Genomic DNA, 26,084 nt, shown 5'->3' on the forward strand with positions numbered 1-26,084 from the left:
CTCGTTTGTTCAATGATGTTGAGGAAGGGGTCGGACTGTGAATCCGCGGTCGTGCAGCGCTGGGATCAGGCGGGACAGCGCCATAACGGTCTGGTCGCGTGGATTCCTTCGAGAGCAGTCACACCCGTCGTGAAGGAGCACAATCGCGCCCGGGCGGACCCCGGCGAGAACTGCATCGACAATCAAGTCCGCGCCGGGGCGAGACCAGTCTCGCGGATCGACTGACCAATGCAGGGGTGCCAATCCAGTGCTCGCCGAGACTTTGAGAGCTTCTTCGGTCCAGCTCCCATAGGGCGCACGAAAGTACCGCAGCGCAGCTTGGGGGCACGCCATCCTGATGGCGCTGTTCGCCTCAACTATTTCACGTTCAACTTCGCCGGGTTCGCATCTGGACAGGTCGCGATGAGTCATCGTGTGATTGGCCACTTCATGCCCATCCGCAATAATTCGCCGGACAAGCTCCGGCCGGTCTACAGCCGCGTCACCGATCAGGAAGAATGTCGCCGGTGTCCGGTGTTGCGCCAGCACGTCGAGGACCTCCGGTGTCCAAACGGGATCGGGACCGTCGTCAAACGTGAGATAGACGCTGCGCTCTTGGGTGCCGTCTGCGCAGTGACTGGACATTTCACATATGCGGTCCAGATGTTTCATAGCTCCGGACCGTTCCGCTCGATGAAGGTGCCGGACGGCCACTCGTCAATCGACCGCCCAATCGGCGAGACAAAGAGGAGATCGTCCTCCAAGCGCGTGGGCGGCAGGTCGGGATGCATGTCTGCCAGGGTCGAGCGGATGCGAACGTCCGGCACAATCTTCCCAAGCCCCACCTTGCAGAGCCTCTGGATGTGATTTCGCATTTCGTGCCGAACCTGGCCGAAAGCGAATGGAACGCCCATCTGCTGCAGCGCCGGATACAGACTGCGCAGGGACAAGCTGATGCCGAGGCCCTCAAGATCCCTACGCACCCCGTACAATCCGAGTTCGGCCACCAGCACGTCGATTTCGCCAACTTTGATGAACCGGCGCAGTAGACCGAGATGTGCCGCTACACCGTGCGTGTCCCTACCAATTGCGCGGAACTCTGGCCTCGCGCCGAACCAACTGCGGCCGCCTTCGAATCGCATTGCGGAGAAGGTGCCAGTCCCTCCATAGGTTTTGTGCAAGAAGTCTGACAGCTCGACATGCTCATGCAGTTGCAACTCGTTTTCCCAACACAACCTCCACTGCACTTCAGAGCGCATGGAAAGACCTCTGTCCGTTCCTGTTTTCCTGAGGTAAGCGCCTAATGACGGGGAGCTTGTCGCGTCGAGCCGGCGCGATATGGCTTTCGCAGGTCACCGGTGAACTTTAGCCGCACTGGACATGCGATCCGGTCGACACCGGAAGGCGTACGCCAGAAATGCTGTCCGGCACCCACGCAAGCATCAAGTTCCTTTAGGGCTTGCTTACATCTCTTGTGAGGTCCCTATGCGACGTTCAGCAAAACTGGTAAAATCGTTTGTTTCGATGAAAGGTATCCACTCTATGGATAGCCGCACGCATGCGTTTCAAGGGGCTTGATCTCAACCTTCTCGTTGTGCTGGACGCATTGCTGGCCGAGCGCACTCTCTCGGCGGCGGCACGCCGCATAAACCTAAGCCAGCCGGCCATGAGTGCGGCTGTCGCCCGGCTGCGCGACTTTTTCGGTGATGAACTGTTCAGTATGAACGGTCGAGAGCGCATCCTGACCGCACGAGCGATTGCACTTGCCCCCGCAGTCCGCGACGCTCTCCTGCGTATCCAGTCCTCGATTATTTCTTCGGATCCGTTTGACCCGGCTCGATCCGATCGACGCTTTAGGATCATTATTTCCGATTTCGCCACGCTCGTTTTTTTTGAAAAAGTCGTGGAGCGTGTCGCTCGTGAAGCCCCCGCCGTCACGTTCGAATTGCTGCCACTCGATGACTACCCAGACGAGCTCCTCCGGCGCGGCGACATCGACTTTGTAATTCTTCCGAATATGTTCATGTCGGGCGCGTTTCCAAGCGTGGCGCTTTTCGATGAGAAGCTGGTATGCGTGGGCTGTGCCGCCAACAAGCAGCTGCCACGGCAGCTTACATTTGAGAGATACCTGTCGATGAGGCACGTCTGCGTCAGGTTCGGACGTTGGCGCAAGCCCTCTATCGAGGAACTGTTCTTGCTCGAGCACGGCCTAAAAAGACGTGTCGAAGTCGAGGTGCAGGGCTTCAGCATGGTGCCGCCAATGGTGTCCGGCACAGCTCGTATTTCGTCCGTGCCCTTCCGGCTGGTTAAGCACTTCGAAAGAACGTTCCCCCTTAAGGTCGTCGAACTTCCACTGCCGCTTCCCGTTTTCACCGAAGCCGTCCAATGGCTGGCCAACCACAACGGTGATCCAGCCAGCATCTGGATGCGGGAGATAATGGTGCAGGAAGCATCCCGACTTGCTACTCCTGCGAATCCACGCGAGGCCCCCAGCGCTCCTGGATTTGTGTCGGCCGTTACCGCCCACACTCATGTTGCCTGAGGCGACAGATCGTCAGCTGATCGGCAGGTGTTGCGCTTGCAGACTGTGAGACGCCCGGAGCGAGGAGCGGAGCTCGAAGTGCATGTCTCTGGTCGGTACCTCATCCGGTTCGCATCTTGGCTGGCCTTGGTCTGAGGCCCATCGTGGGTTATGCCAGGGTTGCGGTCGATGCTCGCTTCGAAGCTCTGGTTGGAGTTGTCCTGCCATACGCTTGGGTGCAGAAGAAGTTCTCGATCAGATGACGCTTCCAGATCGAGAGGCGGCGGCAAGGCGCGCCTCGGATCGTGCTGGATTGCGATCCTGGCGCCGCGCTCGTTCAGATCGGCAATGATGGTGTTGATGTTGAACCCCGTGTCGGCGATCGGATCGCCGAAGGCGACGCCCTCGATGCGCGGGCGAAACCCCGTATCGAAGCGGCCTCCTGACGGGGGACGAAGCACACAAGTGCCGAGCGGATCGGTGAGCGCAAGGATCTTGGTCGCCATGACGACCCTGGAAAGGCCTGCGCCTGGCTTTGAGACCCCTGTTGCGCTTCCGCGGCACGCGTATCAAACTCATCGCACGGCCATGGGTGCAGCCGTGGCCGGGCTGCGGGATGAACCGTTTACGACAAGCGCCGCGGACGTTTGATCCGCATGCAGCAGCACATGCCCTGCAAACCCCGGCGGTGAGACCTGTCGCGCGATGCCTACGACAAGGTAGGCTCCGGTTACCCGTGCTCAGATCATGGCCATGCCGCCATTGACGTGGACGGTCTGGCCGCTGACGTAGGCTGCTTCATCGGAGGCGAGGTAGGCAACCGCGGACGCGACTTCAGCGCTGGTGCCCATCCGCCGGGTCGGGATCGCCGCCATAATCGCCTCTTTCTGCTTGTCGTTGAGCTTGTCGGTCATGGCCGATTCGATGAAGCCCGGGGCGACGCAGTTGACGGTGATGTTGCGGGTGGCGATCTCCTGCGCCAGAGACTTGGAGAAACCGATCATGCCGGCCTTGGAAGCTGAGTAGTTGGTCTGGCCCGAATTACCGGTGATACCCGAAACTGAAGTGATGTTGATGATGCGGCCGTGGCGGCGGCGCATCATCGGGTGGGTCAGTTCCCGGGTCAGCCGGAAAACGGCGGTCAGGTTGACCTCGAGCACTGAGTCCCAATCGGCGTCCGACATGCGCACGAACAGGCCGTCCTTGGTGATGCCGGCATTGTTGACCAGGATGTCAACCCCTTCGAGATCGGCCTCCGTCTTCTGGCCAAGCGCCTTGACCTCGTCGCGGTTCGACAGGTTGGCCGGAAACAGCTTGACCCGGTCGCCCAGTTCGTTGGCCAGCGTCTCCAGCTTTTCGATGCGCGTACCATGCAGGCCGACAATGGCGCCCTGCGCATGCAGTATCCTGGCTATCGCCTCGCCGATGCCTCCCGATGCCCCGGTGACGAGCGCCTTGCGGCCCTTCAATTCGAACATATCTTGTCCTCTTCTCTTCAGGCCGGCGAATTCGGTTTCGCCTGCCGGAAGTCTCGGCTCGATGGATGGCTTCCTGGGCGCTCCCGATCCGCGGCGACGTAATATTTTATCCAGCCAAACGGCCTTGGTGAGTTCACGCACCAATTGGGTTGCGGCGGCATCGGCCGCACGACCAGACGCGGCTCGACCGATCTGACCACCTGGAGCTGACTGGTGGACACTGGGAGAGCGTTCAGACTGTCTAGCAAGGCTCGCGGAAGGACTTTGCGGCGACATGGACGCTCACTATACGTGCTTGAACGCTAGAACTGCGTTCGTGCCCCCCATGGCAAACGCGTTGCTCATGGCCACACGCACCTTACGCTCGCGCGGCACGTTGGGCGTGACATCGAGATCGCAATCGGGGTCTGGCTCGCGATAGTTGGCGGTCGGAGGTACCACGCCCTCCTGAATCGCCATCACACAGGCGATCATTTCAATCGCGCTGGCTGCACCTAGGCAGTGACCGTGGGTGGATTTGGTGGAAGAGACGGACATCGAATGAGCATGCTCACCGAAGACTCGCTTGATCGCCGCCGTTTCGATTTGATCGTTGGCCTTGGTGCCGGTGCCGTGCGCGTTCAGGTACTCGACGTCCTCTGGATTCAGTTTCGCATCGGCAAGGCAGGCGCGCATCGCGCCTTCCGGCCCGTGAACTGCCGGCGCGGCGATGTGGGAGGCATCGGCAGACAGACCGATGCCCGCGACCTCGGCAAGAATCTTTGCACCCCGGGCGGTAGCATGCTCATAGCTTTCCAGTACGGCCATGCCCGCACCTTCGCCCAGCACCACTCCCTTCCGGTCCGCGGAGAAGGGCCGGCAAGTGTCCGGAGCGAGCACGCGCATGGCTTCCCATGCCTTCATCATCATGTACACGAACGCCGCGTCGCTGCCTCCCGCAAGCATCACGTCGGCCCGGCCATACTTGATCTGGTCTACGGCCGAGGCAATCGCATGATTGCCCGATGCACAGGCGGTGGTGACGGCGAAGACCGGCCCGCGAAGGCCGAGGCTCATGCTGACCTGGCACGCAGCCGCGCTCGGCATCGCCTTTACTCCCGAGAACAGTTCAACGCGGGACGCTCCCCCCAAAAGGACGTCGCGGTAGCCTTTCTCGGTCGCATCGAAGCCGCCGAAGCCGGCACCCACTATTGCGCCAAAGCGATGGGCATTGCCTTCATCGCAGGAGAGTCCGGACTGTCGCATGGCTTCGCGTGCTGCAAGCACGGCAAGCAGGCTGAAACGTCCCATGGAGAGCAGCTGCCGAGGCTCAATGTCGTGCTCAGGCAGCGTCTTGATCTCGGCGCCGATCGCGCCCTCCAGTCCGTGAAGCTGTGCATTGACAATGGGACCGATGGCCGATCGGCCCTCGCGCATGCCTTTCCAGATGGACCCGACATCGGTGCCCAGCCCGCACAGCCCGCCCAGTCCAGTGATGACGACCCGGCGATCCATTCAAGCCGCCTTGTTGAGCAAGCCGCGGATGGCTTCCACCATGTCCCCGACAGTTTGGAGATCAGACCACGCATCGGCCGAGTTCATCTCGATCTTGATGCCGTACGCCTGCTCGAGATCCCAGAGCACGTCCGCCAACCCCAGTGAATCGATCCCGAGCGCAGTCACTTCGTTCGCAGTGGTTATTTCGCCGACGGATGCTGCAGTCGTTCCCTCGGCGTTCTCCGATTCGATGCGCTTCCTGATTATCTCAATGACTTCCGTTATAAGTTGATCAGACATTTGTCTCTTTCCATTTCAGCTTGTTTTTACGTGGCGCGACATAACTCCTTGAGCCGCGCGCATCGGGGAACCAGCCATCAAACTTCTGCAACTGAAGAAGCTTAACGCCCATGGAGCCGGATAAGTCCGGCTGGCCTGCGGCGCAGGCCGCGATGGCGAAGAATCTTGCTGGGAGGCCGTAGCCACTCGGGACGGATATGCAGCCCCGAAGCTTCACAGCTCCGGACCGTTGCGGTCGATCAGCGTGCCGGAGGGCCATTCGTCCATGGAGCGTCCAATTGGCGATACCAACACGAGTACGTCATCCAGGCGCGTGGACGGCAGGTCGTGATGCACATTTGCGCGGCTCGAACGGACCCGGACGCCTGGCACAATGGTGGCTATGCCCTCTCTGCAGTACCTCTCAACATGGTTACGCATGGCGTGCCGAACCGTGCCGAAAGCGAAGGGAACCCCCATCTGCTGCAGGACGGGATATACGGCGCGCATAGAAAAGCTGATTCCGAGCTTCTCAAGATCCTGACGAACGCCATACAGGCCCAACTCAGCCACAAGAACATCGACGTCGCCAACCTTGATGAAGCGGCGCAGTATTCCGATGTGTGCCGCTACGCCCTCAGGGTCGCTGGCAATAAGGCGGAGTTCGGGTCTTGCGCCGGCCCAACTGCGGCCACCTTCGAATGGCTTTGCGCCGAAGACCCCGTTTCGTCCATAGATCTTTCGGAAGAAATCGGAGAGCTCGACATGGTCGGCCACTTGCAAGCTATTTTCCCAGCATAACCTCCACTGCACGGCAGAGCGCATGGAAGAATTTCTCCTTTCGGGTTGTCCTTAAGACGCTCATCACGGCATAGAGGCAGCGGTGATCGGTGCGTCAGGTGTTTGTCCATGCGAGATTTCAGCACAATGATAAAATCCTTTGTTTCGATGGAAGGTATCCACTCTATGGATAGCCGCAGAAATGCGTTTCAGGGGGCTTGATCTCAATCTTCTCGTCGTGCTGGACGCATTGCTGGCCGAGCGCAATCTCTCGGCGGCGGCACGCCGGATCAATCTCAGTCAGCCGGCGATGAGTGCGGCCGTCGCCCGACTGCGCGATTTTTTCGGCGATGAACTGTTCAGCATGAACGGCCGCGAACGTATTCTGACGTCACGTGCGGCAGCACTTGGCCCCGCAGTTCGCGACGCTCTGCTGCACATCCAGCGTACGATTATTTCTTCCGATCCGTTTGACCCGGCTCGATCCGATCGTCGCTTCAGGATCACTATTTCCGATTTCGCCACGCTCGTTTTTTTTGAGAAAGTCGTGGAGCGTGTTGCCCGGGAAGCCCCCGCCGTCAGTTTCGAATTGCTGCCTGTCAACGATAGCCCCGATGAGCTCCTCGGGCGCGGCGACGTCGATTTTGTAGTTCTTCCAGATTTGTTCACGTCGAGCGCGCATTCGAGCGTGGCCTTGTTCGACGAGAGGCTCGTATGCGTCGGCTGTCCCACGAACAGGCAGCTGAGACGGCAACTTACATTCGAGAGATACCTGTCGATGAGGCACGTCTCGGTCAGGTTCGGACGTTCGCTGATGCCGTCCGTCGAGGAATGGTTCTTACTCGAGCATGGTCTTAAAAGACGTGTCGAGGTGGCCGTGCAGGGCTTCAGCATGATCCCACCCATGGTGTCCGGCACGGCTCGTATTGCGACCATGCCCTTCCGGCTGGTTAAGCACTTCGAAAAAACCTTCCCCCTTCAGATTGTGGAACTTCCGCTGCCGCTTCCTGCTTTCACCGAAGCGGTCCAATGGCCAGCACTCCATAATACCGATCCGGCAAGCGTCTGGATGCGCGAGGTAATGATGCAGGAGGCAGCTCGCATGGCTGTTCCGCTGTGACAACACGCGAGGCTTTACACGTCCATTTCGCTTTCTACCTCTTCGACCAACTGCTTTCGCGTCGACAGCACGCGCTGGATGAAATCAATACTGGCGGCAAGCGCGCCAGCGAGCTCGTCAATCGTGCACACTTCCTCTACCAGTTCGAACGAGAAGGGTCCCGCATAGCCATGGTCAAGCAGCGCCTGGATCTGACTGGCATTGTCAGAACCTCCAAGAAGGCGATCCGGGCAAATCCAGAACATCGGGTCGTTCACGCCTGAAATGTGCGCCAGTCCGGTAAGCTCGCCAAACAAGGAGGCCTCGCCGGCGAGCGTGTGGTGGAACGTATCGTGCATCAGGCGAAACACGGTCTGGCCGTCAACCGCGGCAATCGCCTCGACCGCTTCCTTCTTTGATCGGAGCGAGCAGGTTCGAAAGCCCAGCGGCTCAATCAGGCCGACAAGGCCGCGCGATTGGAGGACCGGCTTGAGCGCGTTTAGAGCGAGGCGGAGACAGTCATGGCGCTCGCCAGCGCTGGCGCGCGAGCCGTGGTTGACTGGCACCAGCACGACCGTCTTGGCCCCGCACGCCGCAGCGTAGTCGGCCAGCTTGCTCGCCTCCGCCCGGCGGATGGCAGTCCAGTCGTCGAAGCGCTGCAAAGCGTTCATCGAAATTATCGTGACGCCGGCTTCGGTAGCGGCCGAGCGGACCTCAGCAGCCGGAATGGCGCGTGCAACAGGATTGCTGAAACGATGGTCACGGATTTGAACATCGGTCAGGCCCTGATCACGCGCAATTGCGAAAATTGCACTGACGTCGACAGAAGGCGCCGCCATGTCTTCCAGCGCAAAGCGGGGAGATACCTGGCGCATGGGCTTGGCTTTTCCTTCAAAAAGTGCGGCGCCAGTCTTGTCTGGCTTCTCCGCGCGCCCCACCGCAGGCGGATGCACAAAGCTGATTGGAGCAGGCTAGTCAATCGAGCGATTCTTGCATTTATGATAGAAAATTGGCACGCACTGATAGAATCACATCATTCAGATATTCTCCGGCACATAGATATCGAACGGCAGAAATGTCTGGCCCGATGTCTCCGCCGTGCCGTTCTTGAGGGCGCGGTCCATCAGCAGCATCAGCTCCTGGCAAAGTCGGCGCAGTGGCGTGGCGAGCGCCATCGTGACGATGTCATCCGCGAGAGCCGCCCGTGACTCCGGCGTGATTTCATTCACGATCACGACGAGATCCTGACCGTTGCACTCGTCCCGGAGCGCGGAGATGGCACCCTCCATGCCACCGCCGGCCACGTAGAACCCGACGAGCTCAGGTTCCCGCTGCATAAGATGCAGTAGCGCCTCGTAAGTGATCTGTCGTTTCTCAAAGTTCAAGAGCGTATCGAGCACCTCGAATGCTGGCTCGTTCTCACGGAAATAGGAGCGGAAGCCGCTTTCCCGCAGCTCATGACTCTGGAAACGGTGGCTGCCGACAAACACCGCCACTTTGCCAGGCCGTTTAGCGGCTTTGGAGAACATCCAAGCTGCCGTGCGCCCGACCCTGTGGTTGTTGAGACCTACGTAGCCCTCGCGCGCGCCAGCGGCGAAGTCAGAAAGCAGCGAGAAAACCGGGATGCCTTTTGCCTTGAGCTCCTCGACTGCCGCCGTGATCTTAGGGTGGTCTGGCGCCACCATGCCGATCGCGTGACAGCGCCTACCAAGATTCCTGAGGCTAGCCGCCAGCTCCCCGGGCGAATGCGAAGGCGCGAATTCGATAACCGGAGTGCCATGGAAGGTCTCGGCCGAAGTAACCGCTGCTTCGACCTCGCGCGCGAAATCTTGGTAGAAATGCTGGGCCGGCTTTCTCAGGATGAAGCCTAGCCGGTACTGCGGCAGGTCCCGTTGCAAGCGCTGTTTGATGAGACCCGCCGCATGATAGCCGATCGCGTGGGCGGCTTCATTGACCAGCCGCGCGGTCCGCTCCCGCACCGGAAGACGATCGTTCAGGACGCGATCGACCGTTGCTACGCTCACTCCGGCTTCGCGGGCGAGATCGGCAATTGTGGGGCGCTTGGCCGTCGCGCCAATTCTGATCGGCTGTCCCTGTGTCATCGGCCCGGTCCCGGCGACGGTTCCGGGCGGCAACGTGAAGATTTCGACATGCTCCACGATCGGCAACCTATCCAATGAACAGCGCTCAAGGAGCAACCGAGCATTCGTCGCTCTCGGTTTCGTTTGCGTAAGGCATCCATGTTTCTTGATTCACCGCATTGGCGCTTCTGATCTTGTGTCTCGCGACGCGCTGTTTAGAGCCGCGAGCCGATTGTTTCGTGCTGATGACAGCGCGGCGACTTGATTGGTCGCGCTGCAGCAATCTTGCTGGGGCGGGGTGGCCGGTTTAGTCTCTCGGCAAGCTCCCGCAGAAGGCGGCTTTCATGCGCGCTTCGTCCAATTCGCCTTCCCAGCGGGCGACGACGAGCGCAGCCACCGCGTTACCCACTACATTCGTCAGCGCTCGGCATTCGGACATGAAGCGGTCCACACCAAGGATCAGAGCCATCCCAGCAACGGGAACAGTTGGTATTACGGAAAGCGTGGCGGCCAACGTGACGAAGCCAGCCCCCGTAATACCTGCGGCACCCTTCGAGGAAAGCATCGCGACGACCAACAGGAGAATCTGATCGGCAACCGACAAATGCGTGTTCGTTGCCTGGGCGATGAAGAGGGCGGCAAGCGTCATATAGATATTGGTACCGTCCAGATTGAAGGAATATCCCGTCGGGATGACGAGACCCACGACGGAACGCTTGGCGCCTGCCTTCTCCATTTTCTCCATGAGCGAGGGCAGCGCAGCCTCCGAGGAGGACGTTGCCAGGACCAGCAGCAGCTCTTCCTTGATGTATCGCACGAGAGAAAAGATTGAGAAACCGTTGTATCGGCACACCGCGCCAAGAATCCCGAACACGAAGACGAATGCGGTGAAATAGAACGTCGCGACCAGCATGGCGAGGTTGGCCACTGAACCGATGCCATATTTGCCGATTGTGAAGGCCATGGCGCCGAAAGCGCCGACGGGCGCGGCCTGCATCAGGATGCCGACCAGCTTGAACACCGGCGCGAGTAGCGCTTGAAGCAAGGAAAGCACAGGCTTGCCGGTGTCTCCGGCCATCGCCAGAGCGCTGCCGAACAGAATCGAGAAGAACAGGACCTGCAGGATGTTGCCTTCGGCGAAGGCACCAACGATAGTTGACGGGATGATGTTCATGAGGAAGCCGGTCACCGACTGATCGTGGACCTTGGCCACATAGCCCTGCACGGCCTGGCCATCGAGCGAGGCCGGATCGATATCGAGGCCAGAGCCGGGTTGAACGACATTGGCGACAATGAGACCGACGATCAATGCGAGGCTCGAGAAGGTGAGGAAATAGATCATCGCCTTGCCGGCGACCCGGCCGACCTTCTTGAGATCGTTCATGCCCGCAATGCCGGTCGTTACGGTTAGAAAGATCACAGGTGCGATAATCATCTTCACGAGCTTGATGAAAGCATCGCCCAGCGGCTTCAGAGCCTCTCCGGTGCCCGGATACAAATAGCCGACTGCGACACCGAGGGCGATGGCGGTAAGCACCTGCACGTACAGTTGGGCGTAGAAGGCCTTGCGGGCTGGGGGACCGGCGCTTCGAATCGGTGGAGCCAACAGCTTTTCTCTCCCTGACCGGATCGGGGTGGGCCTCCTCCCTTCCCGCGCTTCTCCATCGCGGCGCTCCGGTCGAGCGCTGCTGTCGTTTCGGCTGCAAGCGTCGTGCCAAGTGGAAATCCCGCGCCCAATCGTGCATGTTCAGACGCTCGGTCACCCGGTGTCCCCGAGGTTTGTGCGGGTTTCCGCACTGGCTGCCTGATCCTGGGCGAAATCCCGCACTTAGGCTCGGCATTGTGCCGCGTCGAAGCAATACGGTCCGGTAGAAGAAAGAGGATTGACAGGGCGCCGTGCAGTAATTGCTTTGCCTGGCAGAGCGGCCGCCGGTTGTGTCTCTGGCGCCCCGATGTCCCCGCTTCCTTGTCGTATTTGCGACCGACCGCCACCGGAGTGGAGGATCACCTACACGAGCGTGCTCTGGCCGCGCTCCCGCCGAAGCAGAGCGTCTCGAAGGGGCCGTCGACAGACCGATTGATCCCGCGGGTCCTGGCGCAACCGTGTGATTGAGGAGATGCTTTGCAGCACGAACACTGAAGCCCGCACGACGACAACTTCGCGCCATGGCACGCGCCAGCCTGCTCTCGTGGGAATGGCATCAAATAGCGAGGAATGAACGATTGTCGCGGTCACTCAGCGAGCCGGAACCAGGAGGACGTCGGCAGCGATTGCCGGCGATAGAAGCGCGCAAATGCGTCGGCTCGCTCAGCGCGCCAGGCACCCTCGAGACGCCGGGGCAAACATCTTTGCCGTTCCCATCGATCTCCTAGAATCTGAATGATGGATTCTATCATAGCCTCTCTCATCCTTTCAGAAATGCAAGGAAGTTCGGTTGATTGGCCACATCGTTCCGAGCAGCTGTTGACTGCCCATCTCGTTCCGAGCAGCAGTGGTGGCCACCGGAAGAGCCTGTAGAGCGCCCCGATTCACTAAGGATAGTCCAGCTATGCATCGAGCATCGCCTCCCGCATTTTTCGTGCCTGCCTTTCATCGGACCCTGACCGAAGCCAAAAACCGAGACCTACTTTTCGTCTTATGCCTCCTGCGGAACTCCGGCGTGCTGCCGCCAACCCCGCGTCACGATTGTTTCTATCGACGTCCCAAGCACTCGTGGCTCCGACGCGCGAGCAAGTGCGCCAATCTGCGGCGGCCTACGGGGCGAAGAAACTCATGCCGGTCCCGGCCAACGGTGGCTGGGGCGCCGATGCCATTTGACCAGGGCCTCTACGCCCGGCGACGTCGCAGGCCCACATGGCGCGGCGTTGCTGTCGCGGCCCGGAATGGAGGATGACATGCTAAATCATGACAACAATCGCCAATCTGAAGAAAGTGCTGAGCAGACGCCGTCATGCTGCCCATCGCTTCACGACGCCAAAATGGAATCCGCTACTCTGCCGTCACGTGAGAGCGAGCTTGCCGGCGTAGTGGAAATATTTACTACAGCACTTGCCGCCCCCTCCGCGCTCGATGTCACGTTGACAAAGGTCGTAGATATTCTGCGATCGTTTCTGCCGATGCGGCACGGCATCATCTCTCTCTTAAACAGTCATGGCGAACTGGAAATCTTCGGCGCCGGCTCGAGCGAGAGCCGCCGTGTGCCGCGGAACGCGATCGACCACATTATGAGGGCGGGCACGCCCCTGGTCACCGAGAACATCGCCTTTCATTCGGCTTTCACCGCCGCCGACACGGACGTGCTCGGGGTCTCCAACAACGCAGCAGTGTCCTTCATCGGCGTTCCCATTCGCGTCGATGCGGATGTCGTGGGCACACTGACCATCGACCACGTACTGGGCGAAGACCCAAGAGCTTGGCTCGATCACAACCTCTATCTGCTCAACCAAATCGCTAATTTGGTAGGTCAGACAGTCAAGTTTCGTCGCTCCCTAGGGGGCGGTCGCCAGCAACCCATGGCCCAGCACGACTTGCAGCCAAAGCAGAACCAACCGGCGCGGCAGCGTAACAAGATTCACATCGAGGGGATGATTGGCGACAGTTTGCCGTTTCGCGATCTGATTGAGAATATCCAGGTCGTAGCCAAGCTCAAGATTGCGGTTCTGTTGCGAGGCGAGTCGGGTACCGGGAAGGAGAAGGTCGCCAAGGCCCTCCATGATTTGTCGCCGCGCGCCAAACGCCCCTTCATCAAGGTCAATTGCGCTGCGCTATCCGAGACAGTCCTGGAATCCGAATTGTTCGGTCACGAGAAGGGCGCATTCACAAGCGCGTTCAACTCGCGCAAGGGGCGCTTTGAGCTCGCCGACAAAGGGACGCTGTTCCTGGACGAGATCGGCGAGATCTCGCCATCGTTCCAGGCAAAGCTCTTGCGTGTGCTGCAGGAGCAGGAGTTCGAGCGCGTCGGCGGCAACCAGACCGTCAAAGTCGATGTTCGGATCATCGCTGCCACGAACAAGAACCTGGAAGAGGCAGTTGCCAGAAATGAGTTCCGGGAGGACCTCTATTACCGCATCAATGTGTTTACGGTGCGGGTGCCGGCGCTGCGCGAAAGGCGCAGTGATATTCCGCTCCTCGCAGCCGAGTTTCTCAAAAATTTCAATGATGAGAACGGCGTTACGATGACCCTCGATCCCGGTGCGGTTGAAGTGCTGATGAACTGTGATTTTCCCGGCAACATTCGCGAGCTCCAGAACTGCGTGTATCGGACAGCCGTTCTGGCGATGGGGGCATCGATAGGGAGAGGCGACTTTGCATGCTGCCAAGGCCAATGCTTCGCAGCGGCGCTGCATAAGGTCAGATCCGTCAGCCTGGCGCTGCAATCGCGTCCGATGTTGCCGGCGCCAGGGGGTGCGGCCATAACGCCGGCTGCTGCCGGTACGTCTCCCTCCGTCGCAGTCCCGCCTGAGACTACAGGGGAGCCGCCACTCAGCAGGATAGCTCACTTGAACGGTACGAGAACGACCGGTGCTGAAGCTGTCATCGCGGCCATGGAAAGATGTGGCTGGGTCCAGGCAAAGGCGGCACGCCTGCTTGGACTGACGCCGCGCCAGATTGGCTACACGCTGAGGAAATACGGCATTGAGATCAAACGTCTGTGAAGAATCAACCGAACCAGATGAAGCCTTGGTGCTTTGGCGCCTTGAGACGAGCGATGTGGGGTCCCCGCGTCGCCATTTCGATTCGATCGACCCAGGCAAGAACATGGGGCCATGACGCTTTGCTACCTAGCAATGAGATTGGCGGGCAGGAGGCCAATTTCAAGCTGTTTCGACCTGGTTGGCCCCAACGACAGGTGGCCGTTATGTAAAGCAAAATAGAACGAGGAACCGGTGACCGGTGCTACCACCCGATATGAGCTCTGTGCGCTCGCTATCCTTTTTGGTGTAGAACACGTCCATGCTAAAGACTCCTGTAAATTGCGGGCCCGCCTTTAAATTGCGGGCCCGCCTTTTCGCAGGAGCCCACGATGTCTTTTGAAAGGAAAATCTGGAAGGGCGTGCCGACCAAGATCGAAGAGAACCCTTGGCAGGCCGCACACCTTATTGACGAGGACTTGTACGATGGATCGGTGATCGCAGAGCAATGGATCGTTGCAGCGGCCGACTGGCGGTTTGGGCCTGAACAGGTTCGGTGCGTCGGAGCCGGGTCCCAGGCGCCCGGTAGCGGGAGCATCCCGGCGAAGTAGTTCATCTCGACATCAAGAGCTGGGCCGGCCTTGGCCTCGTCGGACATCGCATCACCGGCGGCAAACGGGCGTAGTCAATCGCCTCCTCGGCATCGGCGGGATTCGTCCATGTCTGGATCGACAATGCTCCGTGTGTGTCCGCTTTCGTCCAGGTCATGTCCGACAAGCGCAAGGTGTCCGCGGTCCTCAGAAGCCGCTGGTGTGGTTTGCCCGCTCTTGCTGATTCACGCCTGATGTTGGTCATTCATCTGACGACGTTGCTTGCGCCGGCAAGGGAAAGGTCTCGTCAATGCCAAACACAGGGTACGCACGAAGGGTGACCCTCACAGCTGCGATGTCCGACGAGTCACGCGAACTCCTGATCCAGGCGAAGACCCGACCACTGTCTACAGAGTGATTGAAGCAACGCCTCGGGGCCTTAACTGAAAGATTCCTCCAGCTGGCGGCGCAAGAACAATAGCGCCACGACTGAGACCGGTACGCCGGCGAACTGGATGGCCGACGTCGCCAGCAGCGCGATCGCTACTAGCGGCGCCGGCGCTGGGCCGCCGAACCCGTTGATGATCAAGCGGATCAGGGCTGCCTCGCGCGGCTTGTGCCGCGTTGGTTTGTACCCCATCAGACTCCCTTCATCCTATTGTCACGGCCGGCAGCTGCGACGATAACTAGCCCGAAATCTTGAACCTCCTGCCGACCCACGACAGCCACTTGGCCCGCCTGGGGTGGCGCGGGGAAGGGCAGGGCGCTCCGTGCATCAGGGACACGACCGGGAGCCCGGAGTGCGAATCGAACTTGCAGGCGATCTCTACAGCCTGCTGTGAGGTCCCGCCGGATTCGAGAATGGCCTCCGCGTAATGGGAGCCGCTGCCGACAACAAAATAGGGGCTTTCGAGCATGCCGGTCAGTGTCCAGGCGCCAGACGCCACTTGAGCGCGCCCGTCGGGATGAACGACCAGCAGACCGACGTTGGAGCCTTTTACACCCTCTGGCGTGTTGTGAACGTCAGCGCCAGCGGCGTACCAGTCCAGAATGGCCTCACCGGCGCCAACCTGGGGAGTCGTTGCGCCAATCAGGCGTCCATCCGGAAGACGGCGGATTTTGAGCTTGGAGCCGATTGACCCCAGGCCGGCGCCGTAGGCACGGCTGTCGGCGGCCATTACGCCGTGTTTGTAGGCGATCGTCGTCACAGCCACGTCCCCTCGTCAACCTTGCTCATGGCCGCGTCGGCCGAGCGTACGATCTCGACAGTGTCGACGCCGGCAGCGACCGTTTTCGCGGTTAGTTCCTGGGGCTGGAGCCCTCGATTCTTGACGACTGCCCTGGCCTCGGTCACGCATTGGTTGGCGATCTTGTGGATCTCCCGGTCCAATTGTGCGGTATCCATCTTTACTCCTGCTAACGGTTTCGAATTCCTTGCTATTTCGGTAACGGTCACGCAATCCTCGTGCCAAGGAGAGCGCCGACAACAGCAAAATGCCGGGCGTGCAGGTCACTTGTCGATTGCGCAGTCGTCGCCGGCTGGCGCGTGTGCAGGTTCACGTGGTTTTCGTCTCTGGGGTGCTATCTGAGTTGGCCCTTGCTGGCGGAGGCCAGAGCGCCGTGGCCACGTTGCGCGAGGGGATGTGCCGTGCCCCGAAGGTCTCGTATTCGTAGCGCTGAGGTATCATCGAGCTCACAGCGGTTTCCGGTGAGATAGGCGTCGGGATCGGCCAGAAAAGCGAGCGCCTGCTTGCGCGAGATCGTCAGCTCGCGCCCAGCATTTAGATGGAGACGCCGGCGAGACGGAGCGATCGCATCTGCGGCACTCGAGAGGAAAAAGGCGAGCGGATAGCGCAATTGGTGCTCCTGCCATGGTCGGGAACGCCCCGCCCTTAACGAAAGGCCGGTAGTCGGACCGCATTCGCCGATGCTGCACAACACGTGCCGTCTGCTGGATTGACGCGATCTTGCGAAGGAGTGCTCGAACTATGCCCGAAAATGAGTTCTCACGCTGACGCCCGCAGACTTGCCGGCCTCATCCCGGTGAGACGTAGCCTGCCGTCGCCGAACTTGGAAAAGGCGGGCTGGCCTCGATATTGGCTGACGGCTGTGTCGAGTGTCCAGCAGGCAGAACCTAGAAACTGGCGATGAACACGGCGAAGACGGCCAGCTTCGGCAATGATGGTTGAGCGACGCGGCTACTGGAACGCGACTGGGGCGAACGTAGACTGGTCGCGGGTTCGTCGATTACGCTCCCACAAACAGCGGGGAGGTGCCTTGCACCAGACGGCTGGGCGCCGGGTCCGCGGGATCAATGGCTGCCGAACCGACTCTAGGCCGAATGGCCTCCAGCGGTCTCGTGCTCAATCGCGTCCCACTCGCTGCCCCACTTTTCCGGTATCCGAGTACGATAGCGGTCTATGATCGCCATCCGACACGGAGTGTCGGATTGTCGGGTCCGCGACAAACCTCTTCGTTCAGGCACTTTCTTGTCTAGGGCTTAGGCTAACCGCTGGAAACGAATGTCGGGTCGATGGGTGAGTTGATACGATTTTTGCGAGCCTTGGTGTGGAGCAGGAAGAGGTGGGATCTTGGAAGCGTGGACCGTCGATGCCACACGCTCGGCGCGCGGCAGCCGGTTTGCCTCGACCAGAGCCACACGCTGTTGCGGGACAGTATGCTACCGAGGAAAAACCTGAAGTGACCGCAGATCAAACATCATCCGCTGGACAGTTGCCCACCCGTCGGGGCTTATGGCCCTGCGTCAGGTCTACAGCGTTTCTTCAACGCTTGGAGGCAGATGGTTGCCGCCGTTTTCTGGATCGGTCTCGTTCGCACGGCTTCTTGTCCAGGGCTTGCTGGAGGCGAGGCAGCGTTCGTCTGATTGGAAACGGATTAGGGTTATCCCGCTCATCATACGGCCGTCACGCGGTTGGCTTCCTTGAGTGCGAGTGGTTTTCTCTGCCCGCTTCATCCGCGGCGTTCGCCGACGCGCCTAAAGCGGATACTGCCGGCGATGCTTGCATCAGGTACGAGAGGCGGCTTTTACGGTCGCATCAGCTTCCTCTTTGGGAATGTCGTCGAAGGATGAGTAGTTCAGATCGTACAGTTTGGAATAGAGCCCGCCCATAGCCATCAGTTTGTCGTGGTTGCCGGTCTCGATAACCTGGCCGTTCTGAAGTACGATGATCCGATCGGCATAGCGGATTGTGGCGAGCCGGTGAGCGATGACGAGGCCAGTGCGGCCTTCCAGGAGTTTTCTCAGAGCCTTCTGGATCAACATTTCCGTGTAGCTGTCTATGTTGGCGGTGGCCTCGTCAAGAACCAGGATCTTGGCGTCGGCAACAAGAGCGCGGGCGAAACTGACAAGCTGACGCTGGCCGAGAGAAAGGTTGCCGCCGCGTTCGCCGAGCTGGGTTTCATACCCGTTGGGAAGGCTCGTGATGAAGTCGTGGGCTCCGACCACCTTAGCGGCCTCGATCACCCTGTCGCGCGTGGCCTCGGTCTTGTGATAGCGGATGTTCTCGAAGACTGTCCCGGTGAACAGGAACGGTTCCTGCAGTACCATGGCGATCTGGAGGCCGAGGGATTCCTGGGTGAGGTCGCGCACATCGCGTCCGCCGACCAGCACCTGGCCTTGCTGAACATCATAGAAGCGGTGGACGAGGGCCATTGCGCTCGATTTACCAGAGCCGGTCGGCCCGACCAAGGCGACGGTCTCGCCGGGATTGACCTCGAAAGATACGTTGCTCAGCACCGGATGGTTGGGATCGTAGCCGAACGTAACGTTCCTGAACTCAACCGAGCAGTCCATTTCCGCCGAAAGTACCCGCGCGTCGCGTTTGTCCTGCACCTCGATCTGGACGTCCAGCACCTCGGTCAGGCGCTTGCCGGAGGCCATCGCTCTCTGCATGACCGAATATTGCAGGGTAAGTGAACGAATTGGGTCAAAGAAGCGTTGGATATAGAATATGTAGGCAACCAACGCTCCTACTTCGATGGGACCATTCATGGAGCCGCCGACCACAATTACGACAGCCATGGCGAGGCCTGTGAGGCCATCCACGATCGGCACCATTATCTGTGTATACCTGGCAGCGATCAGGTGGGTTGTGAGGTCAGCATGTGCCTTGTCGTCATACAATGCGAAGTTTACCTGCTGGCGGTCCATGGACTGAACGGTGCGCACGCCGTGAATGGCTTCGGCCAACGCGCCGTTAACAACTGAATTGGTGTCTTGTGCAGCAGTGAAGGCGTCGCGAGCACGCGGCAGCCAGACGATGCGGATAACCAACAGGACCGGCAAGACAGAGAGCGTCAGAAGGCCGAGCCTGAAGTTGACGCACAGCATAACGACAATGATGCCGAAGAGAAGCGTTATGTCGCCTACAGAGTAGATTGAGCTTTCGAGGAATTCCTGGATAGAGTTGACGTCGCCTTGGAGGCGGGACATCAGGCGTCCGATCTCGGTCTTGTCCATGAAGGAGAGCGATACCATCTGCAGATGCGCAAACATGGCGCGGCGGATGTCGAAGAGGACGTTTCCGGCCATTTTCCCGATCACGGCTTCCTGTGCGTAAGCGGCGCCGAAATTAACCAGAATGGCGAGCGCAAACGCGCCGGCGGCCTCAAGCAGTGCGGAGCGATCAACGCCTGCCGGGGTTATGGCCTCGTTGATCGCGTAGCGGATGATCAGCGGGATGAGAAGCTGCGTGCCAGTGAAAATCAGTAATGCGGCGACGGAGACGGCTGCCGTGGCCTGGTAGGGACGAACGAAGGCCCAGATGCGCCGAACGATCTTTTGGTCAAAGGCCCGGCCGAACATCTCCTCCTCGGCGCGATGGGAACCGACGACCGCGCGCGGGGGACGTCTGCCGCCGTCATTGGGTTCGATTTCGATTTCGCTGGCGTGCTCCTGGGCCATCAGGGCGCGCCCCTATACTTCGTCACAATGTCATCTCCCGGGCGCAACTGCAGATCATGAAGGGCCTTGTAGCGTCCTTGCTTGGCCAAAAGCTCTTGATGGGTACCACGTTCCACGATCTTGCCGTTGTCGACAAACAGGATCCGGTCGGCGTGCTTGAGCGAACTTAGCCGGTGGGCGATGATGATCGTCACCCTATCCTTGGCGAAACGCCGTATCGCCACGCGAATGCGCTGTTCGGTGGCGGCGTCGATCGCGGCCGTTGAGTCGTCGAAAATGACGACTGATGGACGCAACATCATGGTGCGAGCTATGGTGAGGCGCTGCCGCTGACCCCCTGACAGAGAAGTGCCCCGTTCGCCGACGACCGTCTTGTAACCTGCGGGGAGGCCCAGGATGTAGTTGTGCAACTGGGCGGATTCGCTAGCGCGCTCGATCCGCTGTTCCTTTGCCCAAGGGTCGCCATAAGCGATGTTGTTCTCGATCGTGGTAGTGAACAGGAATGCATCCTGCTGTACGACAGCGACCGCCTTGCGAAGCGTGGCGAGGGTGACCCCACGGATGTCCTGCCCGTCAAGCATGATGGCGCCCCCAGTGACGTCGTAAAAGCGGGGGATCAGGTGAGCGATTGTCGATTTGCCCGAACCCGGCGGACCCACGATCGCGATCGTCTCGCCCCTACGGGCACAAAAAGTGACATTCTCAAGAACGGCCCGGTTTCCGGTGCCGGGATATGCAAACGAGACATTGTCGAAGCGCAGAGTGCCTTCACCGATCTCAAGTGGTCGGGCGGTGGGAACATCCCTGATCGTATTGTCCTGATCGAGCAGACCGAAGAGGCGCGAACCGCAAGTATAAGCGCGGGCGAAGCCGTTGACCATCAGGCCAATCTGCCGGACGGGCATTTGCAGGATCGTCATGAAGGCCAGGAACATGGTGAGCGTCCCAACGCTGATCTGGCCGACGATGACCTTGTTGCAACCGATCCAGAGGACCAACCCCATGGCGAGAAAGAAGGCCAGGGTCATCGCCGACGTATTTGGCACGTACACGTCAACCTGCTGGTGAGCGACTTCGAGCGCGTTTTTCGACGCGCGGTCGAACTTTGCCATCTCGTAGGCCTGTGCCGAAAAGGCCCGGACAACGCGGATACCCGCCAGATTTTCCTCCATCACACGGCCGAGGACGGAAAGCCGCTCCTGCAGGTTGAGCCAGATGGCGCGTAGCTTGACCTGCGTGATCGACGATCGCCAGGCTACGAAAGGCACGAAGCTCAGCGCGATGAAACCGAGCAGCGTGTCGGTTGAGATCATCCTGTAGCCGCCGATCCCGATCAGCATGGTGAGCAGAAGCAAGCGAACCAGGGCGGTGGAAAAATACATCCGCACACCATCGAGATCGAGGATGCCGAGGGTGATCAGGTCGCCTGAATGCACCCGGTCGTGAAAGGAAAAGCTGAGGCGCTGGACCTTGTCGTAAAAAGCCAGCCGCAGTTCGTACGCGACGTGATGTCCGACGGCCTCGGCAAAATAGTTTTGCGCCATCGTGAAAAGGCCGCGTAGCGTACTCGCGGCGAGCAGCAGGAGAGCCGGAACCCACAGCGCTTGTTCTGCAGCCGCCCCCGTGGCACCGCCCCCGAGGACTACCTTGGTCTGGTCGATAGCGTCGCCGAGAAGCTGGGGAATGAGCACCTGCAGGATTACGGCTGCGATAGTCGACCCGATCGCAAGCGCGGCTTGGCCCGGATGCCTCAGATTCATGCGCGTGATGCGCAGCAGCGTGCTCAAGCCCCGGCCCCACCCGGCCGCTTTCACATGCGCGGACGATTTGAGAGAGGTCGTGCCAACAGCATCACTGCTCACGGTGTGTCCCTAACTTAACTTAGCGCCTTCAAAAACAAGCCATCGACTCACACCAACGAAGTCCTCAAGTTGACCAGGGCATTGGCTCAAGTCGTTGACCCGGCGAGTTGCGCCACGGCATCGCTGTCTGGCATGTCAATCACCGTGATCCCGCTTGCCCCAAGGAAACGCGCTTCGTTTCTGGTCAGCGTTTTCCCGTCCATTATCGCGTAACGTGGGCCTTCTGAGCGCTTCATGATCTGCCTGGCGTAAGTGCGCAGCATCTGATCGTTGAAGCGGCAGCCGAGGAATAAAAAGCCCCGGTCGGTGCGCCGTTCCTTGACCACGTCAGGGATAGGGGTCTGGATGTCGATCTCGGTCAGGGCTTCGACATAGTCGGAATCGGCTATGAGGAAATTTGCGGCCGGCCTGATACTGCCATGAGGCGCGTAGAGAACCGTCCTTGTCGCTGCTCCGGGCTCGAGCTCCGTCCCGAACAAGTCGTAGGTTCTGGTCCAAATGTCGCGAGTTTCGTTCGCCCGGGTGACGCCTTGTATCTCGGCGACGTCGGTTCGGCCGGCCTCAGCCAGCGCCGCCCTCATGGCGCCTTCGTACCAGCTGTCGACGATGAGGGAGAGCGGGAGCTTTGCGAGCCAGTTGTGGAGGAGCGTCGGCGCCGTCGGCCCCGCGAATATATCTGCCATCCAGGCTTGAAGTGTGCGGCGATGCCGGCGCTGCTCGATGAATTGCGCGACCGACCACATGTTGGTGCGGATCTTCGAGGGAGCTGTGGCCCGGGTGTTGAGTGCGGCGGCGACGGCCTCCGGGGTGCACGGTACAGGCGGCTCCGCTGAGCTTAGCCGCAGCAGACCCGGACCGAGATACGGGATCACGTGATCGGAAATGAGCGCTTGTCTGGCCAGCTCAAGCAGCTTTCGGGCAAAACTGTCGCGGACGACGAAGAGGTGGCCCGAGGTCGGGATCGTGTTCATGCTCGTTTCCTCTCCACGCCTCCTGATTGAGGCGAAACGTCAGTCGTCGTCCGAAAGCTTTCTTGCCTCGACGGTGATCGGCAGACGCGTATTCGGGGGAAGATCGGGTAGGAGAAGGCGCCAGCCGTTCCTGAGCGTTACGACCCCACCCCACAAATCTTGGTTCTCGAACTTGATAATCGCCTCTTCGAGATCTTTTTTGGGGACGTACGCGGACAATCCGGCATCGGTCCTGCGGATCATAACTTTCATCAGGCCGTCCCTTGCTTCGCGTTTTCTTCGGCCCTACCGGCAAGGTCGGCCCTGTCGAGGCTCATCAATTCGCGCGCTCGCATGCCAACGACCGTGCCACGGTCGATCCATTCGACGGCATAGATGAAGAACTGCTGTAGAAAGGTGCCGATGTCGCGCACATAACCCTCTTCACCCTTGCGCACGAGATTTTCGCCGATCTCCCTGCCAGGATAGGTGCCGTCATTCTTTATGTGACGAGTGGCGCGGACCCGCTCTCCCGGCCTGAATTGGGGAGGCCTGCGGATTTCGACCTCCTGTTCGCGTGCGAGCCGCATGGCGGTTCCTTGTTTGTTTGAGGCCAGAGTTGTTGATGGGGCGCGCAGGCTTTCCCGGAAGCAGCCCTATGCCGGGTCAGGCGGGAACGCAGGTCTTCGGCACCGGGCATACCGAGGCACATTGTTGCGTGTCGAATTCTCCCTGGCATTCTGTGCACTTCTGCGGCTCGACCACGTAGCTCTCGCCTTTGAACTTGATCGCACCGGACGGGCATTCGAATTCGCAGGCGCCGCATTGCGTGCATTGGGATGCGATGATCTTGAAAGCCATTTTGACTCCTGTTCGAGTGGAATGAGACGGCTCAGGCGTTCGCCGCGAGTGCCGGGACGCCGGACTCGGCGGCGTAAATCGCGCCGATTGCCGTTTCGATATAGTCATGGCCATAAGCGTCGGTTGCTCGGATACCGGCGTCCGCCAACTTATCCTTGGGGCAGTTTCCAATCTTGGCGCAAAGCACGATGTCTACGCCTTCCAGCGCGGCGATGACGCACTCGAGAGTGTCGTTCTCGCCCCACCCGCCGAGGCAATACTGCTCAACCTTGCGGTGCCCGACAAAGTTGATACCTATCGGCGAGGCTTCATACACCTGGAATTCCTTGGCATGGCCGAAGTGTTCGTTGACGCGGCCGCCGCCCCTAGTCGCCACCGCGACGACCAGGGACTTGCCGGAGCCGGCTGCCTTGACCATTCCAATCGCTTCGCTCCTGGCCGCCAGGTGATCACGGCGCTCGTCCGCGACCAGCTCCCGATAGGCTTCGCGCTTGCCGGCATCATAGGTGAGCTCGCCAGGAATCTGGTCGATCGTGAATTCCTGGCCACGATCCTCGCCGAGCAGGCCGACGGCATCTGCCCGGCACTGCCGGCAGTGGCGCATCAGCTTGGCGCCGCCTTGAAGAAGATCCTGAAGAGCCGTCATCTCCATTGCATTTGGGCCGCGCTGCCCGGTCAGTCCGTAGTACGTGCCGTGAGCCGGGTCTGAAATCAGGGGCATGACGTTGTGCAGGAACGCGCCGCGCTGCTTGACCTGCTTGTTCACCTCAACCAGGTGCTGGTCGTTCACCCCGGGGATCATCACTGAATTGATTTTGGTGAGGATGCCGCGCGCGCTCAGCATCTCCAAGCTCAGCATCTGTCGCTCGTGCAGGATCCTGGCGGCTTCGATGCCGACGTAGCGGCGGTGGTCGTAAAAGATCCAGGGATAGATCTTTGCTCCGACTTCCGGATCGACCATGTTGATGGTGATCGTCACGTGATCGACATTCATGTCGGCAAGCTCGGCGACATGGTCCGGCAGCGCGAGCCCATTGGTAGAGATGCAAAGCTTGATGTCGGGGATTTCCCTGACGACGCGTTCGAACGTCGCCTTTGTCTTCTCCCAGTCGTAGCAGGCATCGCCCGGTCCGGCGATGCCCAGCACGGAAAGCTGCGGCACTTCGTTGGCGACCGCGATAACCTTGCGTACCGCCTGGTCGGGCGTCAGCTTTTCCGAGACAACCCCAGGCCGGCTTTCGTTGGAGCAGTCATATTTGCGATTGCAATAGTTGCATTGGACATTGCACGCAGGCGCGACAGCGACGTGCATGCGCGCGAAATAGTGATGCGCCTCTTCAGAAAAGCACGGATGATCCTTGATCTTGTCCCAGACAGCCGGATCCAGATCGTCCGGTCTTGTCGACGACCCGCAGGAGGTAGATACGCAGCCACCCGAATTCGCGCTCGCCAGCAACTGGTCGGAGAGCTTCGTCTCGGTCAGGCTCTCAACCGAAATTGCCGGTGCGGACATCGAACGGCTCCGTTGCGGGTTAACGTCGCAGTTCAAAGCGCAAGCGCAATGCCAACTCAAAAGGCGGCACTATGATCGGCAATTGGCTTTCGCGTCGGATATCATGAGGCTGCTCCGACATAAATTTGTCGGACCTCGGACAGCGGCAGCCGCATAAGGTGAGGAAGGCGACTACGGCCGGACATCATTGAGAGACAGAAATCGCGTGTCGATCCCTTCACCCGTGAGCGCCTCGGCACAACGTTCTCGACCGGTCTCCGGCGAAGATGTCGATCTCGGCGACTGTGAACTCATCGGCGGTGAAGGTGTCGCCGCATACTGTGTCGGCATGGTTCCAGCTGGGAGATGCGTGCCTCCCCTTTACTCTCGTCCAGACGCCCGCCTGGGCTCCTCATGATCGCGATCAAAAGCGTGATCATCGTCAGAGACCCGAGCAGCTTGGCCTTGGCACGGACAGTTCCCGCGCACCTGGCGCAGGGGTATGGTCTTGTTCTCGACATCGTGAGAACGCTGGAATTTCTTCATCTCGATGTCATGTCGGCGCAAAGCGTATCTGACCTGCCGCGTTCGTTAACCCGGTCCGGCGGTATGTGAGCCCTGGAAACACTCAGGAGTTGTGGTCCAATGCTCCTCCCAAGTAGCATTCATTCAATTCTGGAAGCACACTGTTCACCCGCCCCCTTTGCGAGGATGGCGCCAGAAGCGGTTGGCGCTTGTGGTAACTTCAGGAGTACACACGTGCCCTATGCAAACGCGGATCATCCGAACTTGAAGAGGACACCGAAGCCACCGCGCGGATAGTTCCATTCGATCTCGCCGCTGGCCTCGCACAAGATGCGGCAGGTGCCGCACTCCATGCAGCCATCAGCGGTGATTTCAACCTGACCTTTGTCGTTCGACTCATAGCATTTCGCTGGACAGACGTGGGTCAGCGCGACCAGATTCGCGCTTGGTTGCTCGTGCGGTCGCACCTTTATATGCGGACGGCCGGAGTCCACCAGATAGCGGTTCTGGTAAAGCTTGTCCTCTACACGCAAGTTCGTCACTGGGTTTGTCATG

The 26,084-nt window shown here is 59.8% G+C and carries 25 protein-coding genes and 1 pseudogene; 5 read left to right on the forward strand and 21 right to left on the reverse strand.

Features of this window, described 5'->3' with window-relative positions; genetic code table 11:
- Positions 1-9 precede the first annotated feature (9 nt).
- Positions 10-651, reverse strand: coding sequence for a chitooligosaccharide deacetylase NodB (gene nodB, locus FJ425_RS08065; RefSeq protein WP_064993561.1), 642 nt, complete (start codon positions 649-651; stop codon positions 10-12).
- The gene (locus FJ425_RS08070; RefSeq protein ID WP_064993560.1) at positions 648-1,238 is read right to left on the reverse strand and encodes a NodA family N-acyltransferase; all 591 of its coding nucleotides are present in this window, start codon (positions 1,236-1,238) and stop codon (positions 648-650) included. The genes nodB and FJ425_RS08070 overlap by 4 nt, the downstream gene beginning before the upstream one ends.
- A gap of 299 nt (positions 1,239-1,537) precedes the next feature.
- Here FJ425_RS08070 and FJ425_RS08075 point away from each other — a divergent pair, with 299 nt between their 5' ends.
- Positions 1,538-2,521 carry a LysR family transcriptional regulator gene (locus FJ425_RS08075; protein ID WP_064993559.1) on the forward strand — a complete coding sequence of 328 codons (984 nt, stop codon included), beginning with the start codon at positions 1,538-1,540 and terminating at the stop codon, positions 2,519-2,521.
- Here the strand turns inward: FJ425_RS08075 and FJ425_RS31500 are convergent.
- The 5 genes from FJ425_RS31500 to FJ425_RS08100 form a co-directional block, all read right to left on the reverse strand.
- On the reverse strand, positions 2,509-3,006 hold the full coding sequence (locus FJ425_RS31500; RefSeq protein ID WP_064993558.1) for a hypothetical protein: 498 nt from the start codon (positions 3,004-3,006) through the stop codon (positions 2,509-2,511). The two genes, FJ425_RS08075 and FJ425_RS31500, sit on opposite strands and share 13 nt — an antisense overlap.
- Positions 3,007-3,240: 234 nt before the next feature.
- On the reverse strand, positions 3,241-3,978 hold the full coding sequence (gene fabG / locus FJ425_RS08085) for a 3-oxoacyl-[acyl-carrier-protein] reductase (RefSeq protein WP_064993557.1): 738 nt from the start codon (positions 3,976-3,978) through the stop codon (positions 3,241-3,243).
- Positions 3,979-4,263: 285 nt separating this feature from the next.
- Positions 4,264-5,472: a beta-ketoacyl-[acyl-carrier-protein] synthase family protein gene (locus tag FJ425_RS08090; protein ID WP_064993556.1), complete on the reverse strand. Its 1,209-nt coding sequence runs from the start codon at positions 5,470-5,472 to the stop codon at positions 4,264-4,266.
- Positions 5,473-5,754, reverse strand: coding sequence for an acyl carrier protein (locus FJ425_RS08095; RefSeq protein WP_064993555.1), 282 nt, complete (start codon positions 5,752-5,754; stop codon positions 5,473-5,475).
- Positions 5,755-5,967: 213 nt separating this feature from the next.
- On the reverse strand, positions 5,968-6,558 hold the full coding sequence (locus tag FJ425_RS08100; protein ID WP_064993554.1) for a NodA family N-acyltransferase: 591 nt from the start codon (positions 6,556-6,558) through the stop codon (positions 5,968-5,970).
- A gap of 157 nt (positions 6,559-6,715) precedes the next feature.
- Between FJ425_RS08100 and FJ425_RS08105 the strand changes: the two genes are divergently transcribed.
- Entirely contained in the window at positions 6,716-7,633 is a 918-nt protein-coding gene (locus tag FJ425_RS08105; protein ID WP_064993553.1) for a LysR family transcriptional regulator, read from the forward strand.
- Positions 7,634-7,647: 14 nt separating this feature from the next.
- Here the strand turns inward: FJ425_RS08105 and FJ425_RS08110 are convergent, their stop codons facing one another.
- From FJ425_RS08110 to FJ425_RS08120, 3 genes and pseudogenes are all read right to left on the reverse strand, one after another.
- Positions 7,648-8,487 carry a TIM barrel protein gene (locus FJ425_RS08110; protein ID WP_064993577.1) on the reverse strand — a complete coding sequence of 280 codons (840 nt, stop codon included), beginning with the start codon at positions 8,485-8,487 and terminating at the stop codon, positions 7,648-7,650.
- 162 nt (positions 8,488-8,649) lie between these two features.
- A complete protein-coding gene (locus FJ425_RS08115) occupies positions 8,650-9,714 on the reverse strand; it encodes a LacI family DNA-binding transcriptional regulator (protein WP_064993576.1) in 1,065 nt (354 codons plus the stop codon).
- A gap of 194 nt (positions 9,715-9,908) precedes the next feature.
- Positions 9,909-11,302 (reverse strand): annotated as a pseudogene (locus FJ425_RS08120) (dicarboxylate/amino acid:cation symporter).
- A 1,286-nt stretch (positions 11,303-12,588) separates the two neighbouring features.
- Here FJ425_RS08120 and nifA point away from each other — a divergent pair.
- Positions 12,589-14,349: a nif-specific transcriptional activator NifA gene (gene nifA, locus FJ425_RS08125; RefSeq protein WP_064993575.1), complete on the forward strand. Its 1,761-nt coding sequence runs from the start codon at positions 12,589-12,591 to the stop codon at positions 14,347-14,349.
- Positions 14,350-14,717: 368 nt separating this feature from the next.
- A complete protein-coding gene (locus tag FJ425_RS08130; protein WP_064993551.1) occupies positions 14,718-14,936 on the forward strand; it encodes a hypothetical protein in 219 nt (72 codons plus the stop codon).
- 418 nt (positions 14,937-15,354) lie between these two features.
- Here the strand turns inward: FJ425_RS08130 and FJ425_RS31505 are convergent, their stop codons facing one another.
- The 10 genes from FJ425_RS31505 to nifB form a co-directional block, all read right to left on the reverse strand.
- Positions 15,355-15,555 carry a hypothetical protein gene (locus FJ425_RS31505; protein ID WP_176479567.1) on the reverse strand — a complete coding sequence of 67 codons (201 nt, stop codon included), beginning with the start codon at positions 15,553-15,555 and terminating at the stop codon, positions 15,355-15,357.
- A 46-nt stretch (positions 15,556-15,601) separates the two neighbouring features.
- Positions 15,602-16,123: a hypothetical protein gene (locus FJ425_RS08140; RefSeq protein ID WP_064993549.1), complete on the reverse strand. Its 522-nt coding sequence runs from the start codon at positions 16,121-16,123 to the stop codon at positions 15,602-15,604.
- Positions 16,120-16,320: a hypothetical protein gene (locus FJ425_RS08145; protein WP_064993548.1), complete on the reverse strand. Its 201-nt coding sequence runs from the start codon at positions 16,318-16,320 to the stop codon at positions 16,120-16,122. The genes FJ425_RS08140 and FJ425_RS08145 overlap by 4 nt, the downstream gene beginning before the upstream one ends.
- A 1,620-nt stretch (positions 16,321-17,940) precedes the next feature.
- Positions 17,941-19,839, reverse strand: coding sequence for an ABC transporter ATP-binding protein (locus tag FJ425_RS08155; RefSeq protein WP_064993547.1), 1,899 nt, complete (start codon positions 19,837-19,839; stop codon positions 17,941-17,943).
- Positions 19,839-21,701: an ABC transporter ATP-binding protein gene (locus FJ425_RS08160; protein ID WP_064993546.1), complete on the reverse strand. Its 1,863-nt coding sequence runs from the start codon at positions 21,699-21,701 to the stop codon at positions 19,839-19,841. The genes FJ425_RS08155 and FJ425_RS08160 overlap by 1 nt, the downstream gene beginning before the upstream one ends.
- 86 nt (positions 21,702-21,787) lie before the next feature.
- Entirely contained in the window at positions 21,788-22,672 is an 885-nt protein-coding gene (locus FJ425_RS08165; RefSeq protein WP_064993545.1) for an SIR2 family protein, read from the reverse strand.
- A gap of 39 nt (positions 22,673-22,711) precedes the next feature.
- Positions 22,712-22,924: a putative nitrogen fixation protein NifT gene (gene nifT / locus FJ425_RS08170; protein ID WP_064993544.1), complete on the reverse strand. Its 213-nt coding sequence runs from the start codon at positions 22,922-22,924 to the stop codon at positions 22,712-22,714.
- Positions 22,924-23,241 (reverse strand): nitrogen fixation protein NifZ, encoded by a 318-nt coding sequence (locus FJ425_RS08175; RefSeq protein ID WP_064993543.1) that lies wholly within the window; start codon positions 23,239-23,241, stop codon positions 22,924-22,926. The genes nifT and FJ425_RS08175 overlap by 1 nt, the downstream gene beginning before the upstream one ends.
- Before the next feature lie 76 nt (positions 23,242-23,317).
- The gene (locus FJ425_RS08180) at positions 23,318-23,512 is read right to left on the reverse strand and encodes a 4Fe-4S dicluster domain-containing protein (protein WP_013533512.1); all 195 of its coding nucleotides are present in this window, start codon (positions 23,510-23,512) and stop codon (positions 23,318-23,320) included.
- Positions 23,513-23,543: 31 nt separating this feature from the next.
- Entirely contained in the window at positions 23,544-25,025 is a 1,482-nt protein-coding gene (gene nifB, locus FJ425_RS08185) for a nitrogenase cofactor biosynthesis protein NifB (protein ID WP_064993542.1), read from the reverse strand.
- Positions 25,026-25,418: 393 nt separating this feature from the next.
- On the opposite strand from nifB, the gene FJ425_RS08190 reads away from it, so the two are divergent.
- Positions 25,419-25,619 (forward strand): hypothetical protein, encoded by a 201-nt coding sequence (locus tag FJ425_RS08190; RefSeq protein WP_064993541.1) that lies wholly within the window; start codon positions 25,419-25,421, stop codon positions 25,617-25,619.
- Positions 25,620-25,783: 164 nt separating this feature from the next.
- On the opposite strand, the gene FJ425_RS08195 is transcribed toward FJ425_RS08190, so the two are convergent.
- Positions 25,784-26,083: a ferredoxin family protein gene (locus FJ425_RS08195; RefSeq protein ID WP_064993540.1), complete on the reverse strand. Its 300-nt coding sequence runs from the start codon at positions 26,081-26,083 to the stop codon at positions 25,784-25,786.
- Position 26,084 lies beyond the last annotated feature (1 nt).

Origin of the sequence: Mesorhizobium sp. B2-7-2 (assembly GCF_006440775.1) — a bacterium.
Classification (GTDB): Bacteria; Pseudomonadota; Alphaproteobacteria; order Rhizobiales; family Rhizobiaceae; genus Mesorhizobium.

Excerpts from the sequence above, each read along its gene's own strand:
- FJ425_RS08195 (WP_064993540.1), bottom strand. The coding sequence starts at position 26,083 with ATGACAAACCCAGTGACGAACTTGCGTGTAGAGGACAAGCTTTACCAG.
- FJ425_RS08110 (WP_064993577.1), bottom strand. The coding sequence starts at position 8,487 with ATGCGCCAGGTATCTCCCCGCTTTGCGCTGGAAGACATGGCGGCGCCT.
- FJ425_RS31505 (WP_176479567.1), bottom strand. The coding sequence starts at position 15,555 with ATGGGGTACAAACCAACGCGGCACAAGCCGCGCGAGGCAGCCCTGATC.
- FJ425_RS31500 (WP_064993558.1), bottom strand. The coding sequence starts at position 3,006 with ATGGCGACCAAGATCCTTGCGCTCACCGATCCGCTCGGCACTTGTGTG.
- nifT (WP_064993544.1), bottom strand. The coding sequence starts at position 22,924 with ATGAAAGTTATGATCCGCAGGACCGATGCCGGATTGTCCGCGTACGTC.
- nodB (WP_064993561.1), bottom strand. The coding sequence starts at position 651 with ATGAAACATCTGGACCGCATATGTGAAATGTCCAGTCACTGCGCAGAC.
- FJ425_RS08130 (WP_064993551.1), top strand. The coding sequence starts at position 14,718 with ATGTCTTTTGAAAGGAAAATCTGGAAGGGCGTGCCGACCAAGATCGAA.
- FJ425_RS08115 (WP_064993576.1), bottom strand. The coding sequence starts at position 9,714 with ATGACACAGGGACAGCCGATCAGAATTGGCGCGACGGCCAAGCGCCCC.
- nifA (WP_064993575.1), top strand. The coding sequence starts at position 12,589 with ATGCTAAATCATGACAACAATCGCCAATCTGAAGAAAGTGCTGAGCAG.
- FJ425_RS08105 (WP_064993553.1), top strand. The coding sequence starts at position 6,716 with ATGCGTTTCAGGGGGCTTGATCTCAATCTTCTCGTCGTGCTGGACGCA.
- FJ425_RS08155 (WP_064993547.1), bottom strand. The coding sequence starts at position 19,839 with ATGGCCCAGGAGCACGCCAGCGAAATCGAAATCGAACCCAATGACGGC.
- FJ425_RS08190 (WP_064993541.1), top strand. The coding sequence starts at position 25,419 with ATGATCGCGATCAAAAGCGTGATCATCGTCAGAGACCCGAGCAGCTTG.
- fabG (WP_064993557.1), bottom strand. The coding sequence starts at position 3,978 with ATGTTCGAATTGAAGGGCCGCAAGGCGCTCGTCACCGGGGCATCGGGA.
- FJ425_RS08075 (WP_064993559.1), top strand. The coding sequence starts at position 1,538 with ATGCGTTTCAAGGGGCTTGATCTCAACCTTCTCGTTGTGCTGGACGCA.
- FJ425_RS08100 (WP_064993554.1), bottom strand. The coding sequence starts at position 6,558 with ATGCGCTCTGCCGTGCAGTGGAGGTTATGCTGGGAAAATAGCTTGCAA.
- nifB (WP_064993542.1), bottom strand. The coding sequence starts at position 25,025 with ATGTCCGCACCGGCAATTTCGGTTGAGAGCCTGACCGAGACGAAGCTC.
- FJ425_RS08070 (WP_064993560.1), bottom strand. The coding sequence starts at position 1,238 with ATGCGCTCTGAAGTGCAGTGGAGGTTGTGTTGGGAAAACGAGTTGCAA.
- FJ425_RS08165 (WP_064993545.1), bottom strand. The coding sequence starts at position 22,672 with ATGAACACGATCCCGACCTCGGGCCACCTCTTCGTCGTCCGCGACAGT.
- FJ425_RS08145 (WP_064993548.1), bottom strand. The coding sequence starts at position 16,320 with ATGGATACCGCACAATTGGACCGGGAGATCCACAAGATCGCCAACCAA.
- FJ425_RS08090 (WP_064993556.1), bottom strand. The coding sequence starts at position 5,472 with ATGGATCGCCGGGTCGTCATCACTGGACTGGGCGGGCTGTGCGGGCTG.
- FJ425_RS08175 (WP_064993543.1), bottom strand. The coding sequence starts at position 23,241 with ATGCGGCTCGCACGCGAACAGGAGGTCGAAATCCGCAGGCCTCCCCAA.
- FJ425_RS08180 (WP_013533512.1), bottom strand. The coding sequence starts at position 23,512 with ATGGCTTTCAAGATCATCGCATCCCAATGCACGCAATGCGGCGCCTGC.
- FJ425_RS08095 (WP_064993555.1), bottom strand. The coding sequence starts at position 5,754 with ATGTCTGATCAACTTATAACGGAAGTCATTGAGATAATCAGGAAGCGC.